14 protein-coding genes are annotated in these 14280 nt (G+C 68.2%); 3 read left to right on the top strand and 11 right to left on the bottom strand.

Annotated elements, in window-relative coordinates:
• Positions 1 to 177 precede the first annotated feature (177 nt).
• The 5 genes from ACRY_RS02610 to ACRY_RS02590 all read right to left on the bottom strand — a co-directional run bounded on the left by ACRY_RS02610 (position 178) and on the right by ACRY_RS02590 (position 3825).
• Positions 178 to 1029 carry a YihY/virulence factor BrkB family protein gene (locus tag ACRY_RS02610; protein WP_011941225.1) on the bottom strand — a complete coding sequence of 284 codons (852 nt, stop codon included), beginning with the start codon at positions 1027 to 1029 and terminating at the stop codon, positions 178 to 180.
• Positions 1029 to 1868: an alpha/beta fold hydrolase gene (locus ACRY_RS02605; protein WP_011941224.1), complete on the bottom strand. Its 840-nt coding sequence runs from the start codon at positions 1866 to 1868 to the stop codon at positions 1029 to 1031. The genes ACRY_RS02610 and ACRY_RS02605 overlap by 1 nt, the downstream gene beginning before the upstream one ends.
• Positions 1869 to 1882: 14 nt before the next feature.
• The gene (locus ACRY_RS02600; protein ID WP_011941223.1) at positions 1883 to 3112 is read right to left on the bottom strand and encodes a CaiB/BaiF CoA transferase family protein; all 1230 of its coding nucleotides are present in this window, start codon (positions 3110 to 3112) and stop codon (positions 1883 to 1885) included.
• A gap of 85 nt (positions 3113 to 3197) precedes the next feature.
• Positions 3198 to 3389 carry a hypothetical protein gene (locus ACRY_RS02595; RefSeq protein ID WP_013639134.1) on the bottom strand — a complete coding sequence of 64 codons (192 nt, stop codon included), beginning with the start codon at positions 3387 to 3389 and terminating at the stop codon, positions 3198 to 3200.
• A 112-nt stretch (positions 3390 to 3501) separates the two neighbouring features.
• Positions 3502 to 3825 carry a TIGR02300 family protein gene (locus ACRY_RS02590; protein ID WP_007424235.1) on the bottom strand — a complete coding sequence of 108 codons (324 nt, stop codon included), beginning with the start codon at positions 3823 to 3825 and terminating at the stop codon, positions 3502 to 3504.
• Between the two features lie 138 nt (positions 3826 to 3963).
• Between ACRY_RS02590 and aroA the strand changes: the two genes are divergently transcribed.
• Genes aroA through parE form a run of 3 tightly spaced genes read left to right on the top strand, consistent with a single transcriptional unit; the run spans position 3964 to position 7923 of the window.
• Complete coding sequence (aroA, locus tag ACRY_RS02585) at positions 3964 to 5301, top strand: 3-phosphoshikimate 1-carboxyvinyltransferase (RefSeq protein ID WP_007424234.1); 1338 nt, start codon at positions 3964 to 3966, stop codon at positions 5299 to 5301.
• A complete protein-coding gene (gene cmk, locus ACRY_RS02580) occupies positions 5298 to 5936 on the top strand; it encodes a (d)CMP kinase (RefSeq protein WP_011941221.1) in 639 nt (212 codons plus the stop codon). Before aroA ends, cmk begins: the two co-directional genes overlap by 4 nt.
• 25 nt (positions 5937 to 5961) lie before the next feature.
• Positions 5962 to 7923 (top strand): DNA topoisomerase IV subunit B, encoded by a 1962-nt coding sequence (parE, locus tag ACRY_RS02575; protein WP_011941220.1) that lies wholly within the window; start codon positions 5962 to 5964, stop codon positions 7921 to 7923.
• A gap of 39 nt (positions 7924 to 7962) precedes the next feature.
• On the opposite strand, the gene ACRY_RS02570 is transcribed toward parE, so the two are convergent.
• Genes ACRY_RS02570 through ACRY_RS02545 form a run of 6 tightly spaced genes read right to left on the bottom strand, consistent with a single transcriptional unit; the run spans position 7963 to position 14271 of the window.
• Positions 7963 to 8520 (bottom strand): carboxymuconolactone decarboxylase family protein, encoded by a 558-nt coding sequence (locus ACRY_RS02570; RefSeq protein ID WP_011941219.1) that lies wholly within the window; start codon positions 8518 to 8520, stop codon positions 7963 to 7965.
• Positions 8521 to 8525: 5 nt separating this feature from the next.
• The gene (gene purH / locus ACRY_RS02565; RefSeq protein ID WP_011941218.1) at positions 8526 to 10067 is read right to left on the bottom strand and encodes a bifunctional phosphoribosylaminoimidazolecarboxamide formyltransferase/IMP cyclohydrolase; all 1542 of its coding nucleotides are present in this window, start codon (positions 10065 to 10067) and stop codon (positions 8526 to 8528) included.
• Positions 10068 to 10082: 15 nt separating this feature from the next.
• Positions 10083 to 10550: a CreA family protein gene (locus tag ACRY_RS02560; RefSeq protein WP_011941217.1), complete on the bottom strand. Its 468-nt coding sequence runs from the start codon at positions 10548 to 10550 to the stop codon at positions 10083 to 10085.
• An 11-nt stretch (positions 10551 to 10561) separates the two neighbouring features.
• Positions 10562 to 11686: a glycosyltransferase family 4 protein gene (locus ACRY_RS02555; protein ID WP_011941216.1), complete on the bottom strand. Its 1125-nt coding sequence runs from the start codon at positions 11684 to 11686 to the stop codon at positions 10562 to 10564.
• Between the two features lie 7 nt (positions 11687 to 11693).
• A complete protein-coding gene (gene galE / locus ACRY_RS02550; RefSeq protein WP_007421941.1) occupies positions 11694 to 12692 on the bottom strand; it encodes a UDP-glucose 4-epimerase GalE in 999 nt (332 codons plus the stop codon).
• Between the two features lie 4 nt (positions 12693 to 12696).
• On the bottom strand, positions 12697 to 14271 hold the full coding sequence (locus tag ACRY_RS02545; RefSeq protein WP_011941215.1) for a heparinase II/III family protein: 1575 nt from the start codon (positions 14269 to 14271) through the stop codon (positions 12697 to 12699).
• Positions 14272 to 14280: the final 9 nt, after the last annotated feature.

The following is a 14280-nucleotide window of genomic DNA, read 5'->3' as shown; positions in this document are numbered from 1 at the left end:
GCGGCGGGGCATCATCACGATCCTCTCGCCCGAAACCCGGAATACCGCCTGGAATCGGTGCACGGCAGCGCCCCACACATCAGAAGTTTTGTCCAATGTTAACCGCATAGACCCTATGTGGCTGGCCGACAACGCTGATGCAGTGTTTCCCGTATGGTAGCGCGGCAAGTTTTCCAACTATGGCCGGAATGCCACAGACGCGCGGTCGAGCGTGGCGTTGAACAGCGCCCCGAACAGCACGGCATAGGCGCTCAGATAGAACCACATCATCAGACCGATGATCGTCGCCAGGGGCCCGTAGGTGCGGCTATAGGCCGCGAATTGGCCAACATAGACCGCAAAGCCATAGGACACGACGAGCCAGACCAGGATCGCGACCAGCGCGCCGGGTACGACCGGGTGCCCCGCATCGCGCCCGAAGGCCGGCCCGAATCGGTAGAGCAGGCCGAGCGCCAGACCCATCGACCCGATCAGCAGGGCGAATCCGGGCAGCACCGTCAGCACCGCCGGCGCCTTGGCAAGGCCCAGGAAGGCAAGCACCAGCGGCATGCCGACCAGCACGGCGATGGCGATGACGGCGCCGAGCATGGCAATCAGCGTCATCGCCAGGGTCACCGCCTGAAACTCGAAGAAGCCGCGCGTTTCCTGCCGCTTGTGGATCACGTTCAGCGCGTAGATCAGCGACTTGATGCCGGAAGCCGAGGAATAGAGCGTGAAGCCCAGCGAGATGACGAGGCCGATGCCGAGCGTCGTCTTGCCGCCGGAAACCAGTTGCTGGATCCGCCCGCCGATCAGCGCGAAGGCGGCCGGCGGCATCAGGTGTTTCAGATAGAGAAGCTGCGGTTCGACCGTTACCGGGTTGAATGCGAGGCCGTAGAGCGAAATCAGCGCCGTCATCGCCGGGAACAGGGCCAGGGTGGCGTAAAAGGCGCAACCGGCGGCGACGAGCGACATTTCCCCGCTCATCACTTCGATCGCGGCCGCGCGCAGCGCCCTGAACCAGAGGTCGAGGCGCGTCCGCCAGCGCATCAGGCGCCATCCAGAAACCGCCGGATCACCGCGATGGTCGGCCCGTCCATCAGCGCCGGCGCGTGGCCGCATGCCGGCACGGTATGCGTGGCGGCGCCATCCTCCTCCATGCGCGCGAGGGTCGCTTCGGTCAGCAGGTCGCTGGTGGTGCCGCGAAGGGCAAGCACCGGCACGCGGATCGCCGTCCAGATCGCGCCGAGATCGGCATCCATGGGCACCGAGGCGCGGATCGGTTCGGCGATCGCGGGATCGTAATGCAACGCGAGCCCGCCGCCCTCGACGGGCCGTGCCGAGTGAAGCGCGAGAGCGGCCCATTGCGGATCGGTCAGCGGGCCGAACGGCGCATGCACGGTGCGCAGATGGGCTTCGAGCGCCGCAAGATCGGGAAAGGCAGCGGGTGCCTCGCCCATGTAGTCGCGGATCCGGCCGAGCGCCGCGGCGGGAATATGCGGGCCGATATCGTTGAGCACGAGGCGGGTGATCGGCGTGTGCGCCGCGGCGGCGACCATCATGCCGCAGATCCCGCCCAGCGACGTGCCGACCCAGGCAACCGGCTTGTTCAGCCAGGCGAGCAGATGCGCCAGCGCGATGACGTAGGAAGGGGGCTGATAGAGCGCCCCGTCGCGCAGCCATTCCGATCGTCCGCGGCCCGGCAGGTCGGGGCAGATCACATGATAGCGATCGGCCAGGCTGTCCGCGAGAATGTCGAAATCGCGCCCGTTGCGGGTCAGGCCATGCACGCAGAGCACGGCCGGCGCGGCCGGGTTGCCGAATTCCACGAAGGCGAGCCGGTGGAAATCGTTGCCGAGCAGATAGGGAACGAAACCCTGCCGCGCCACGATCCGGCCGTCCTTCAGATGATGCCGTCCCGGCGCAGCGCGGCGCGGGCCGGTTCGTCGAGTCCCAGCATGTTGGTCAGCACCTCGTCGGTATGCTCTCCCAACATGGGAGGTGCGAGGCGATAATCCACCGGCGTTTCCGACAGGCGGACCGGATTGGCGACGAGCTTCACCGGCACGCCATCGCTTCTGGTCATTTCGATCAGGTTGCCGCGCGCGATCACGTGCGGATCGGCGAAGACCTGCTCCAGCGTGTTGATCGGGCCGCAGCCGATCTTCAGCTCTTCCAGCCGTTCCAGCCACCAGGCGGACGGATGCCGCGCCAGAACCGCAGTGAGGGTGTCGGTCACAAATGCGCGATTGGCGACGCGGGCGGCATTCGTGGCGAACCGCTCGTCAGCCAGCAGATGCTCCAGTCCGAACGCGTTGCAGAAACGCGCGAAGGTCGGGTCGTTACCGATCGAGAGGACGATATGGCCGTCTTCGGTCGCGAAAACCTGATAGGGAACGATATTCGGGTGCTCATTGCCGAGGCGCGGGGGATTCTTGCCGGTGGCGAGGTAGTTCATGCCCTGATTTGCGAGCCAGGCGACATGCGTGTCCAGCATGCCGATATCGATGTGCTGGCCCTGCCCGGTGATTTCCCGGTGGCGCAGCGCGGCGAGCACGCCGATCGCGCCGTAGAGCCCGGCAAAAAGGTCGGCGACCGGCACGCCCACCTTCATCGGCTGGCCATCCGGCACGCCGGTAAGCGACATGATGCCACCCATGGCCTGGATCAGGCTGTCGTAGCCGGGGCGGGACGCATAGGGGCCGGTCTGGCCGAATCCGGTGATCGAGCAATAGATCAGCCCCGGATTGTCGGCCCTGAGATCGTTATAGCCGAGGCCGTAGCGCGGCAGCGTGCCGACCTTGAAGTTCTCGACCAGGATATCGCTCTTCGCGATCAGCGCGCGCGCCAGTTTCTGGCCCTCGGGCTTCGCGATATCGAGCGTCACGGACCGTTTGTTGCGATTGGCGCCGGCGAAATAGGCGCTCTGCTCGGTGCCCGGCAGCGCGGGAGGCGCGAATCCACGGGTATCGTCGCCGCTGCCCGGCTTCTCGATCTTGATCACCTCGGCCCCGAGATCGGCCAGCATCTGCACGCAGGTGGGACCGGCGAGCACTCGCGTCAGATCGAATACCGTCAGTCCGGCGAGCGGGCCCGAGGGCGACACGGTTCCAGCGGATGGCTGTTCAGACATTCATGACCTCCCGTCAACGCGACCCGCAATAGCGAGCCTGTGAAGTCAGGTCAAAAACGGGAGGTCGGAACGCGACGACGGCGGATCAGTGGCGATGCGTGCCGCCGGCGGGCGGAACGCAGCTGCGCAGGGCAAGGCGGACCAGCCGGTTGGCGACGGCCGGCAACCCGGCGCGCTCGGCGTCCTGCGCCAGCGAAATCAGGCGGTCGACAAGAATGAGCGGGCTGACGATCGGCTCGTGATGGTCGGCGGTTTTCGCCGGGGCGAACTGGGTCATCGCGGGTTTCCTTCTCAGGAGTGTCCTTCAGGAACAGCCGTTTTTGGCTGCGCCCGAACATGACCCGCTCCAGATTACAATTCGGTAAACAAATTCGACCCGGAAAGGAAAATTATCTTTCGTTCTCGTCACTGTCGCGCTCGACCTCGATATCGGCATCGATCGCATCGTCGTCCTCGAGATCATCGGCATCCGTCAGGATATCGTCGTCGCCGGTATCCTCCACGTCATCCGTGTCGACGTCGTCCTCGGTGGTCTGCGCCTTGGCCGGCTTCTTGGCGTCGTCGGGCATTGGTACGCTGCGCTTGAGCTTCGGCTGCTCGGCCGGCTGTTCGGTGCCGCATTTCGGGCAGACGGCCGGAACCTTGCCGAGGTCGAAAAAGCGCGCGCCGCAGGACACACAGGTATGTTTGTCGCCAAGTTCAGGCTTCGCCATGAGAGCCTCGCATTCCAGGGTGAGCGGTGGAGTCCGTCAGGGCGGGCGCCATGCCACCCATCGCCCTGCTTGTCAAACCCTGACGGCCGCCGACAATGATGGCTGGCAAAATCGTCCACTCGTGGTAAGCGCCGCGCCATGGAACACGCCGCAACGCTGCCCCAGACCTCACGCCGCCCTGCCACGCCGCTCACCGGCACGATCACCGTTCCGGGCGACAAGTCGATTTCGCATCGCGCGCTGATGTTCGCCGGCCTCGCGGTCGGTGAAACCCGGATTTCCGGCCTGCTGGAAGGCGAGGACGTGCTGCGGACCGCCGCCGCGATGCGCGCGCTGGGCGCGACGGTGGAGCGTACCGGCCCGGGTGCCTGGCGCGCCTCCGGCCCCGGCATCGGCGGGTTGCAGAGCCCGGACGACGTGCTCGACATGGGCAATTCCGGCACCGCCGCGCGGCTGCTCTGCGGCATTCTCGCGAGCCACGACATTTTCGCCGTGATGACCGGCGATGCCTCGCTCCGCCGCCGGCCGATGCGCCGGGTGATCGATCCGCTGGGCGCGACAGGCGCCGTCTTCGCCGCGCGAGAGGGCGGGCGCCTGCCGCTTTCGGTGCGCGGTGCCGCCGAGGCGATGCCGCTCTCCTATCGGCTGCCGGTCGCCTCCGCGCAGGTGAAGTCGGCGCTGCTGCTCGCCGGGCTGAACGCCCGCGGCATCACCGAGATCGAGGAACCGGAGCCGACCCGCGACCATTCCGAGAACATGCTCCGCCATTTCGGCGCCGAGGTGGAGGTGGCCGCGCATGGCACGGGCAAGCTGATCCGCCTGCGGGGACAGCCGGAGCTGCGCGGCGCGGATGTCGTCGTGCCGGGCGATCCGTCGTCGGCCGCCTTCCCGATCGTCGCCGCGCTGATCGTGCCGGGCTCGCGCGTCACGATCGGGGGCGTCGGGCTGAACCCGCTGCGGACCGGGCTGTTCCTCACCCTGCGCGAGATGGGAGCAGCGATCGAGATCGTAAATGCCCGCGAGGCCGGCGGCGAGCCCGTGGGCGATCTCATCGTCACCGCCTCGGATCTGCGCGCCGTCGATGTGCCGGCGGAACGCGCCCCCTCGATGATCGACGAATACCCGATTCTCGCCGTCGCCTGCGCGATGGCGCGCGGCAGCTCGCGGCTGCGTGGCCTCGCGGAGCTGCGGGTGAAGGAAAGCGACCGGCTGGCCGCGACGCTCGCCATGATCACCGCCAATGGCGTCAAGGCGCAGGTGGACGGCGACGACCTGATCATCGAGGGCGGCGGCGCGCGCGGCGGCGCCACGGTGGCGACGCATATGGATCACCGCCTGGCAATGAGCGCGCTCGTCATGGGCCTCGCGACCGAGACCCCGGTGACCATCGACGATGCGCGCTTTATCGATACGAGCTTCCCCGGCTTCCTGCCGCTGATGCGCGGAATCGGCGCGGCGATCGAGGCGGCGGCGTGACGCGGCCGATCGTCATCGCGATCGACGGGCCGGCCGCCTCCGGCAAGGGCACGCTCGCGCGCCGCCTCGCCGCCGCCTTCAACCTGCCCTATCTCGATACCGGCCTGCTCTACCGCGCCGTGGCGCGCCGCGTGCTCGACCGTGGCGGCGATCCGGCCGATCCGGCGGCCAGCGAGGAACAGGCCCGCTCACTCAGCCGGCTCGATCTCGAACGCGGCGATCTGCGCACCCCTGAGGTCGACCGCGCGGCCAGCGCCGTCGCCTCGATCAAGCCGGTGCGCGCCGCGCTGCTCGACTTCCAGCGCCGATTCGCCGACGCCTCCGGCGCGGTGCTGGACGGGCGGGACATCGGCACGATCGTGTTTCCCGAGGCCGATGTGAAACTCTTCGTCACCGCCTCGCTGGATGTGCGGGCGAAACGCCGGCATCTGGAGCGCCTCGCCCACGGAATCGATCCCGGCTTCGACTCGGTGCGCGCCGAACTTGCCGCCCGCGACGAGGCCGACCGCACCCGCGCCGCCGCCCCGCTAGTGCAGGCGAAGGACGCCTTGCTGCTCGACACGAGCCAAATGGATGCCAATCATGCCTTTACCGCGGCGGCCGATCTGGTGAACAAGGTACTCGCGCGGGGGTAACCCCGCCCGGACCAGAGGAGACAGCGTGACCGATCTGTTCGAGCAGGCCGCCGGCCAGGCGAGCTATTCCGCCAAGGACATCGAGGTTCTCGAAGGGCTGGAACCGGTTCGCCGGCGCCCCGGCATGTATATCGGCGGCACCGACGATGCGGCGATGCACCACCTCGCCGCCGAACTGCTCGACAACGCGATGGACGAGGCCGTAGCCGGCCACGCCTCGATCATCGAGATGACGCTTGCGCCCGGCAACCTGCTCACGGTGCGCGATAACGGGCGCGGCATCCCGGTCGATCCGCACCCGAAATTCCGCGACAAGTCGGCACTCGAGGTGATTCTCACCACCCTGCATTCCGGCGGCAAGTTCGCCGGCAAGGCCTATGCCACCTCGGGCGGTCTGCACGGCGTCGGCTCTTCGGTGGTGAACGCACTGGCCGAGCGGCTGGAGGTCGAGGTCGCCCGCGAGAAAACCCTCTGGAAACAGGATTATGCCCGCGGCAAGCCGCTGACCAAGCTGGTCAATGCCGGGGCGACGCCGAACCGGCGTGGCACGCTGATCCGCTTCGTCCCCGATCCCGAGATTTTCGGCGACAAGAAGTTCAGCCCGGCGCGGCTCTACCGCATGTGCCGCTCGAAGGCCTATCTGTTCCGCGGCGTGCGGATCCGCTGGACGTGCGATGCGGCGCTGATCGCGGCGGGTGCCGATGTGCCGGCGCAGGCGGAGCTGCATTTCCCCGGCGGCCTCGCCGATTCGCTGGCGGAGGAACTGGGCGCCGCGCCGAAGCTCGTCGCCCCGGTCTGGGCCGGGCAGGCCGACCTGCCGGACGATGCCGGGCGGATCGAGTGGGCCTGCGCCTGGCTGGAAGCCGGCGAGGCCACGCTCTCGACCTATTGCAACACGATCCCGACGACGCTCGGCGGCACGCATGAGGCGGGGTTCCGCGCCGCCCTGCTCAAGGGCCTGCGCGGCTTCGGCGAGCAGCGCAGCAACAAGCGCGCCGCGGTGATCACCGCCGAGGATGCGACCGGCGCGCTCGCCGCCAAGCTCTCGCTGTTCATCCGCGACCCGCAATTCCAGGGCCAGACCAAGGAAAAGCTGACCTCGCCCGAGGCGCAGAAACTGACCGAGGCGGCGCTGCGCGACCGGTTCGAGCATTTTCTCACCGGCGATCCGGCGAACGCCGACAATCTTCTCGCCTTCGTGATCGAGCGGGCGGAGGAACGCATCCGCCGCCGCGAGCAGAAGGACACGCCGCGCAAATCCGCCACGCGACGCCTTCGCCTGCCCGGCAAGCTGACCGATTGCTCGCGCGAGAGCCGCGAGGATACCGAGATCTTTCTGGTCGAGGGCGATTCGGCTGGCGGCTCGGCCAAGCAGGCGCGCAACCGCGAGACCCAGGCGGTGCTGCCGCTGCGCGGCAAGATCCTCAACGTCGCCTCCGCCTCCACGGAGAAGCTCCGGCAGAACCAGGAACTGAAAGACCTGATCGAGGCGCTGGGCTGCGGCGTCGGCGACCGGTTCCAGATCGACGCGCTGCGCTACGGCCGGATCATCATCATGACCGACGCCGATGTTGACGGTGCTCACATCGCGTCGCTGCTGATGACGTTCTTCTACCGCGAGTTGCCGGAACTGATCCGCGGCGGCCATGTCTATCTCGCCCAGCCGCCGCTCTACCGCCTCACCCAGGGCGGCAAGTCGGTCTATGCGATGGACGATGGCGAACGCGACCGGCTGGTGAAGACGGCGTTCAAGGCGAACGCCAAGGTCGAGATCAGCCGCTTCAAGGGGCTTGGCGAGATGCCGCCGGCAATTCTCAAGGAAACCACGATGGACCCGAAGCGCCGCGTGCTGCTGCGCGTTCTCGCCCCGCCCGAGGCACGAGCTGAAACGGCGGAAATCGTCGAGAGCCTGATGGGGCGGAAGCCCGAGCTGCGCTTCCGCTTCATCCAGGACCATGCCTCGAGCGTGCAGGAACTCGACGTCTGACTCAGTTCATCATGCTCTTCATGAGCACACTGTTCGCCGTCAGGCGAAGGGCTCGGTCTCGCCGTCCGGCACGGGCACCCGGAAGGCCTTGATGGTCATGGAAATCAGCCCGTAATAGCCGAGGATCCCTACCAGATCGACGAGGGCTCGGTCGCCCAGCTGGCGGCGGGCAAAGGCGTATGTCTCGTCCGACACCTCGTGCGCAGTGAGTAGCTCCCGGGCGAAATCGTGCACCGCCCTGGCGTCCGGTTCGGCGAAGACGGGCGTTTCGCCCGCCTTGATCGCGGCGATGACCGCCTCGGGCACGCCGGCTTTCGCGGCGATCGGCGCATGGATGTACCATTCGAACCCGGCACGCCAATAAGAGCCCATCACCAGGATCGCGAGTTCCGACAGGCGCGGCGGCAGCGAGGAGCCAAAACGGCAGAAGGCGCCGAGGGCCTGCGCGTTGTTCGCGAGTTCGGCGCTGTGCAGCCACACTGCGAGCGGCCCCTCGACCCGGCCGCGCGGGCCGGACGCGATGGCATCGTGCGCGGCGCGCTGGGCCTCGCTCATCCGGGCGGGGTCGGGCAGGCCAAGGCGGGGTGTGTGGGTCATGGCGATCAATGCCTGAAATGGCGCATGCCGGTGAACACCATGGCAATCCCGGCGGCATCTGCCGCCTCGATCACCTCGTTGTCGCGGATCGAGCCGCCGGGCTGGATCACCGCCGTCGCCCCTGCCTCGATCGCGGCCACAAGACCGTCGGCGAAGGGGAAGAACGCGTCGGACGCGACGACCGAACCCGGAATCTTCTCCCCACCCTTCTGTGCGGCGATGCGCGAGGAATCGACGCGGCTCATCTGCCCCGCGCCGATGCCCGTGGTCGCCCCTGCTTTCGCGTAGATGATCGCATTCGACTTCACATGCTTGGCCACACGGAAGGCGAACAGCAGATCGGCGAACTCGGCGTTGGTCGGCGCGCGCTGGGTGACGACCTTCAGATCGTCGCGGCCAATCCTCCCGGCGTCGCGGGTCTGGGCCAGGAAACCACCGGCAACGCTGCGCCAGGCAAGGCCCGGTTCCGCCGGGTCGGGCAGGCCGCCGGTGAGCAGCAGGCGGAGATTCTTCTTGCGGGCAAGCAGTTCAACCGCGTCAGGTGCGGCGTCCGGCGCGATGATCACCTCGGAGAAGATGCTCGCCATCTTCTCGGCTGCCGCAACATCGAGCGGGCGGTTGACCGCGATGATGCCGCCAAACGCCGAAACCGGGTCGCAGTCCAGCGCGCGGTCCCAGGCCTCGGCAAGATCGGCGCCGAGGGCGACGCCGCACGGATTGGCGTGCTTGACGATCACCACCGCCGGCCGGTCGAACTCGGCGACGCATTCGAAAGCGGCATCGGTGTCGTTGATGTTGTTGTAGGAGAGTTCCTTGCCCTGCAACTGCCGCGCGGTGGCAACGCCGGGGCGGTTGCCGGTGCGATAGAACGCAGCGGACTGGTGCGGGTTCTCGCCGTAGCGCAGCATCTGCTGCCGCGCGCCGGCCAGGGCGAGGTGCGCCGGGAACATCTCGCCGGTCTGCTGCGCGAACCAGGCGGAAATCGCGGCGTCGTAGGCGGCGGTGCGGGCATAGGCGGCGGCGGCGAGGCGGCGGCGCTGCTCCAGCGTCGTTCCGCCGGCGGCTAGCGCCGCGATGAGGTCGTCATACTGCGCCGGGCTGGTGAGAACCGCCACCGAATCGTGGTTCTTCGCCGCCGCGCGGATCAGCGCCGGGCCGCCGATATCGATGTTCTCGACGCAGGTTTCGAAATCCGAGCCCTTCGCGACCGTTTCCTCGAACGGGTAGAGATTGACCGCGAGCAGGTCGATCGGCGGGATGTCGTGCCGCTGCATCTGCGCCAGATGCTCCGGCAGGTCGCGCCGGCCGAGCAGGCCGCCATGGATCTTGGGCACCAGCGTCTTGACCCGCCCATCCAGCATTTCGGGAACACCCGTGTAATCCGCCACCTCGACAACGGCGATCCCGGCCTCGCGCAGCGCGCGGGCGGAACCGCCGGTCGAGAGGATTTCCACGCCCGCTGCCGCCAGCGCGCGGCCGAGCTCGACCAGCCCCGCCTTGTCGGACACCGAGATGAGGGCCCGTCGGATGTTGACTCTGTCGTTCATGGCAAATCTCGTCTGTCAGTGGCCGGAAACGGGAACGGCGGAGACGGCGTTGGCCGGCGAGCCGTGGATGATTTTCGTGCTGATCAGCAGGTAGACGACCGCCTTGCGATCGGGATCGACCAGGCGATAAAGATTGAAATGCTTGACTAGGAAGGACGCCGAGATCGCGGCGATCTGCTGCTTCGCCGGCAGGCCGGCCGGCAGCGTGACCGGCCCGGTGGCAATGCAGGAGAGGGCAAAGCGCGACGGATCGGTTGCCACACCCAGGCTGCCCTTGACCCCGCCGGTCTTCGCGAAGCTCGCATAGCAGGCGATATCGGGGATCTTCGGATCGTCGAGCCGCTCGACCACCACCTTGTCATTCGCGCCGAGCAGGCGGAAATTCGTCGAGACCGCGCCGATCCGCGTCTCCGCCTGCGCCGTTGCCACCGCAAACGCCCAGGCCCCGGCCATGATGCCGAGAAGTGCGAGCCGCCTGATCATGCCATCCCCTGTCAAACGTCGTGTCGGATGGCGCGTTCATAGACCGCGAGCGTCGCCGCGCAAACCACCTCGTCGGCGAACAGGGTTTCCGCCCGCGCACGGCCCGCCGCTCCCATGCGGGCCCGCAGCTCGGGATCGGCGACGAGGCGCTCCAGCGCATCGGCCAGCGCCGCCGGATCGCGCGGCGGGACCAGCACGCCGCTTTCGCCATCGGCCACCGCCTCGCGGCAGCCGACGACATCCGTTGCCACGCAAGGAAGGCCCGACGCCATCGCCTCCAGCAGGAATTTCGGCAGCCCCTCGCGATAGGAGGGCAGGCAGGCAATGTGACAGGACGCCAGAAGGCTGGCCATGTCAGTGACCGGCCCCAGCCAGGTTGCCTCAGTGGCGCGCTGCAGCTCTGCCGCTTCGAGACTGGCCGGATTCTGCGGATCAGGACCGCCGGCCAGAAGGCACTCGGCAATGACGCCACGCAGACGCAGCAGCCGTGCCGCCTCGATGAATTCCCTGACCCCCTTGTCCGCCAGCATGCGCGCGCCGAGCACGATGCGCACCTTGCCGGCGGGTGGGGTATGGGGACGATACAACACGAGGTCGACGCCAGCGCCCCGGATCAGATACGCCCGTTCGGACGGGATCGCGCCCGAGGCGGTCATGGCCGTCAGATCATCATGATTTTCGAACACGGCCAGCGCTCCGCGAGCCCCCATCGCCAGCCGCAACCCGAGACTGACCGCCGGACGGAGCAGGCGCGCCTTCAGGGTTGCCGATGTGAAGACGAAGCCCTGGCCAACCGGCGCGTTGATGACGGCCGGAACGCGCGCGAGAGCGGCGGCAAGACTGCCCAGCAGGATGGGTTTCAGCGCGACATGATGCGCGAGATCGGGCGCGAGGGCCCGGTAATGGCCGGCGATCGAGCGCAGCAGGCGGAACTCGGCCAGGGGATTGAGGCGGGCGCGGCGGAAATCGACGTCGATCACCTCGAAACCCTCGGCGCGCAGCGCATCGGCGGCGCGGCCGGTGCGGGTGAGGATGGTGACGCGCCAGCCCGCCGCCCGCGCGGCCAGGGCACGAACCCGGAAATGCGATGCGAAGAACCAGTCTTCCCCGATGAGGAAGACGACGTGGCGGCTCATCGCGGGCTCAGTGCCGGCTCTGCCAGCGCCAGGCGTCGCGGCACATGTCCTGCACGCCGCGGCTGGCGCGCCAGCCGAGCAGGCTGGCGGCCAGGCCGGGGTCGGCATAGCAGGCGGCGACATCGCCGGGCCGGCGCGGGCCGACCTGATAGGGAACGTCGATCCCCGTCGCCGCCTTGAAGGCATGCACGAGGTCGAGCACGGAATAGCCGGTGCCGGTGCCGAGATTGACGGTGAAGCCGCCATCCTGCGCGAGGATGCGATCGACCGCGGCGGCATGGGCCTCGGCGAGGTCCATCACGTGGATGAAGTCGCGCACGCCGGTGCCGTCATGCGTCGGGTAATCGTTGCCGAACACGGTCAGGTATGGCCGCTGCCCGGCCGCGACCTGGCAGAGGTAGGGCATCAGATTGGCGGGAACTCCACGCGGATTCTCGCCGATCAGGCCGGAGGGATGCGCGCCGACCGGGTTGAAATAGCGCAGGATCGCCGAGGCGGCGAGCACGCCGGTGCGCGAGAGATCCTCGATCATCCCCTCCATCACCATCTTGGTGCGGCCATAGACATTGGTGACGCGCAGGGAGGCGGTTTCGGAAATCGGACAGGTGTCCGGCTCGCCATAGACGGTGGCCGAAGAGGAAAACACCAGCCGGCCGACCCCGGCATCGCGCATCGCGGCGAGCAGGCGGATCGTGCCGAGGATGTTGACGTCGAAATAGAGCAGCGGGTCGGCCTCGCTCTCGCCGACCGCCTTCTTAGCCGCGAAATGCACGACAGCATCGACGGGGAAGGCGGCGAAGGCGGCGCGCATGGCCTCGGGATCGCGGATATCCGCCTCGATCACCGGCATGGCGATGCCGGTGATCTGGCGCAGCCGGTCCGGCACATCGCGCGCGGCGTTGGAGAAATCGTCGAGCAGGACGATGTCGTAGCCGCGTTCGAGCAACACGACGGCGGTATGCGAGCCGATGAAGCCGGCCCCGCCGGTGAGCATGATGCGCGCCATGAAATCAGCCCATCCTGGTCAGCGCCCATTTCACCTGTTGCGGACCGTCGGGCGTTCCGGTCAGCACGATCTGCTCGGCGCGGCGCGGCTCGGGTCCGCCGAAATAGATGCTGTCCTCGATGCTCAGCGTGGCGCCGCCGGCACGCAGGCGCCAGCCCTGGCCCGAGGACAGGCGCAACAATGCCCCCTCCCCGTCCTGCTGGATGCTCGCCGTCACGTTCGGGTGCAGGTGAAAGCGCAGGGTGAAGGGCTGCGGCTGGTCGGCCTCGATACTGTCCTCGCCGCGCAGATCCTCGCCGCTCTCCGCGAGATAGAGGCGGCGGCGATGCACCGCGCCGAACAGTTTCTGCCAGCCGTCATGGCTCGCCTCCAGCCAGTGGGCGCCGTTCGCCTCCTGGCGCTGCACCTCGACATGGGCGGGACGGCGGCCGAGTCCCTCGTCACGCAATTCGGACGAGGACACGTCGGCGACGACGAGCGTCGAATGGGCGGCGGTGTTGCGCAGGGCGTCGCGCCACTCGCCCGACGCCGCGGGGGCGGCGCCGCAATTCACGATCAGCCGGTCGCGCCCGACCGAGAATTCGAAGGAGAGCGTGCCTGCATGGGCAAAGCGGTCGACGCCCGGCCCCGGCGGCGGCCCCGCATCGACAAGGACGAGTGACCGGCCGGCGGCAAGCCGGTGAAACCCCACGCCGGCCAGGGCCGAGGCGCTGCGGCCGGTGCGCCCGGCCTGGCTCAGCACGAGGTCGATCAGGTTGGGCCAGTCCTCGCTGGTGCCGTTGAAGAGGGCGAGGCCGCCATCGCCATGCCGCAGCGCCCGCAGCCCGACCGCCATCCGCTCGATGGCGCCGGGAAGCTGCGGCGGCACTTCGGCGCGCGCAAGTTGCAGCAAGGCGCGGATTTCGGTCAGGTCCTGCAGCACGGCAAAGTGGGCGGCGGGGCTGCGCTCGACATGCGCGCCGTCGGGCAGGATCTGCCGCTCGATCTCCGGCACGAGGAAGCGCAGGGCCCGCTGCATGAACGCTCCGTGCTCGGGCAGCGCGACCGCCGCGGCGATCAGTCCCTTGATCGCGGTGAAGGCACGGCCGTCGCGCACCTCGGCGGGGAGGTTAGCCGAGAGCATCCTCGCATCGGCGACGAGGCGGGCCATCAGCATCTGCCGGAAGTCGTCATCCGCCGAGGCGGCGAAGAAATCGTAATGGCCGAGCCACGCCGCGATGCGCGCGCCGGAAACCTCGGGGGCCGAGGCCACCGGCGGGAGGGCTTCACAATCGATCCAGTCGGCGATCAGGGCCCGCGCGCGGCTGCGGGCAGCGTCGGTGCCGAGCGCCCGCAAATCGCGCAGCCACACGAAACCCTGGATATGGGCGATGAAAACCGGCGAGCCGTCGTTCTCGTGAAAGAGGCCGGGCCGGAGCGGCCGTACGACGTTCTGGTATTCGATTTCCCCCTTGATGATGCGCGCGCCGCGGGCAGGCTCGCCGGGCCAGGGATCTCGCAGGGCGACCGAAGGGGCATCGGGAACGTTGCCACCGCGGAGGGCGGCGAGCCGGGCAACCCATTGTCTCGCGCCGCGCATCATTCCCTC

The organism is Acidiphilium cryptum JF-5 (genome assembly GCF_000016725.1).
Classification (GTDB): Bacteria; Pseudomonadota; Alphaproteobacteria; order Acetobacterales; family Acetobacteraceae; genus Acidiphilium; species Acidiphilium multivorum.
This window is presented reverse-complemented; position numbering and strand designations above follow the sequence as displayed.

Bases quoted from the DNA above. Each gene is read 5' to 3' on its own strand.
- ACRY_RS02560 (WP_011941217.1), bottom strand. From the start codon at position 10,550: ATGATCAGGCGGCTCGCACTTCTCGGCATCATGGCCGGGGCCTGGGCG.
- purH (WP_011941218.1), bottom strand. From the start codon at position 10,067: ATGAACGACAGAGTCAACATCCGACGGGCCCTCATCTCGGTGTCCGAC.
- galE (WP_007421941.1), bottom strand. From the start codon at position 12,692: ATGGCGCGCATCATGCTCACCGGCGGGGCCGGCTTCATCGGCTCGCAT.
- ACRY_RS02600 (WP_011941223.1), bottom strand. From the start codon at position 3,112: ATGTCTGAACAGCCATCCGCTGGAACCGTGTCGCCCTCGGGCCCGCTC.
- ACRY_RS02595 (WP_013639134.1), bottom strand. From the start codon at position 3,389: ATGACCCAGTTCGCCCCGGCGAAAACCGCCGACCATCACGAGCCGATC.
- ACRY_RS02590 (WP_007424235.1), bottom strand. From the start codon at position 3,825: ATGGCGAAGCCTGAACTTGGCGACAAACATACCTGTGTGTCCTGCGGC.
- ACRY_RS02545 (WP_011941215.1), bottom strand. From the start codon at position 14,271: ATGCGCGGCGCGAGACAATGGGTTGCCCGGCTCGCCGCCCTCCGCGGT.
- aroA (WP_007424234.1), top strand. From the start codon at position 3,964: ATGGAACACGCCGCAACGCTGCCCCAGACCTCACGCCGCCCTGCCACG.
- ACRY_RS02555 (WP_011941216.1), bottom strand. From the start codon at position 11,686: ATGAGCCGCCACGTCGTCTTCCTCATCGGGGAAGACTGGTTCTTCGCA.
- ACRY_RS02610 (WP_011941225.1), bottom strand. From the start codon at position 1,029: ATGCGCTGGCGGACGCGCCTCGACCTCTGGTTCAGGGCGCTGCGCGCG.
- ACRY_RS02570 (WP_011941219.1), bottom strand. From the start codon at position 8,520: ATGACCCACACACCCCGCCTTGGCCTGCCCGACCCCGCCCGGATGAGC.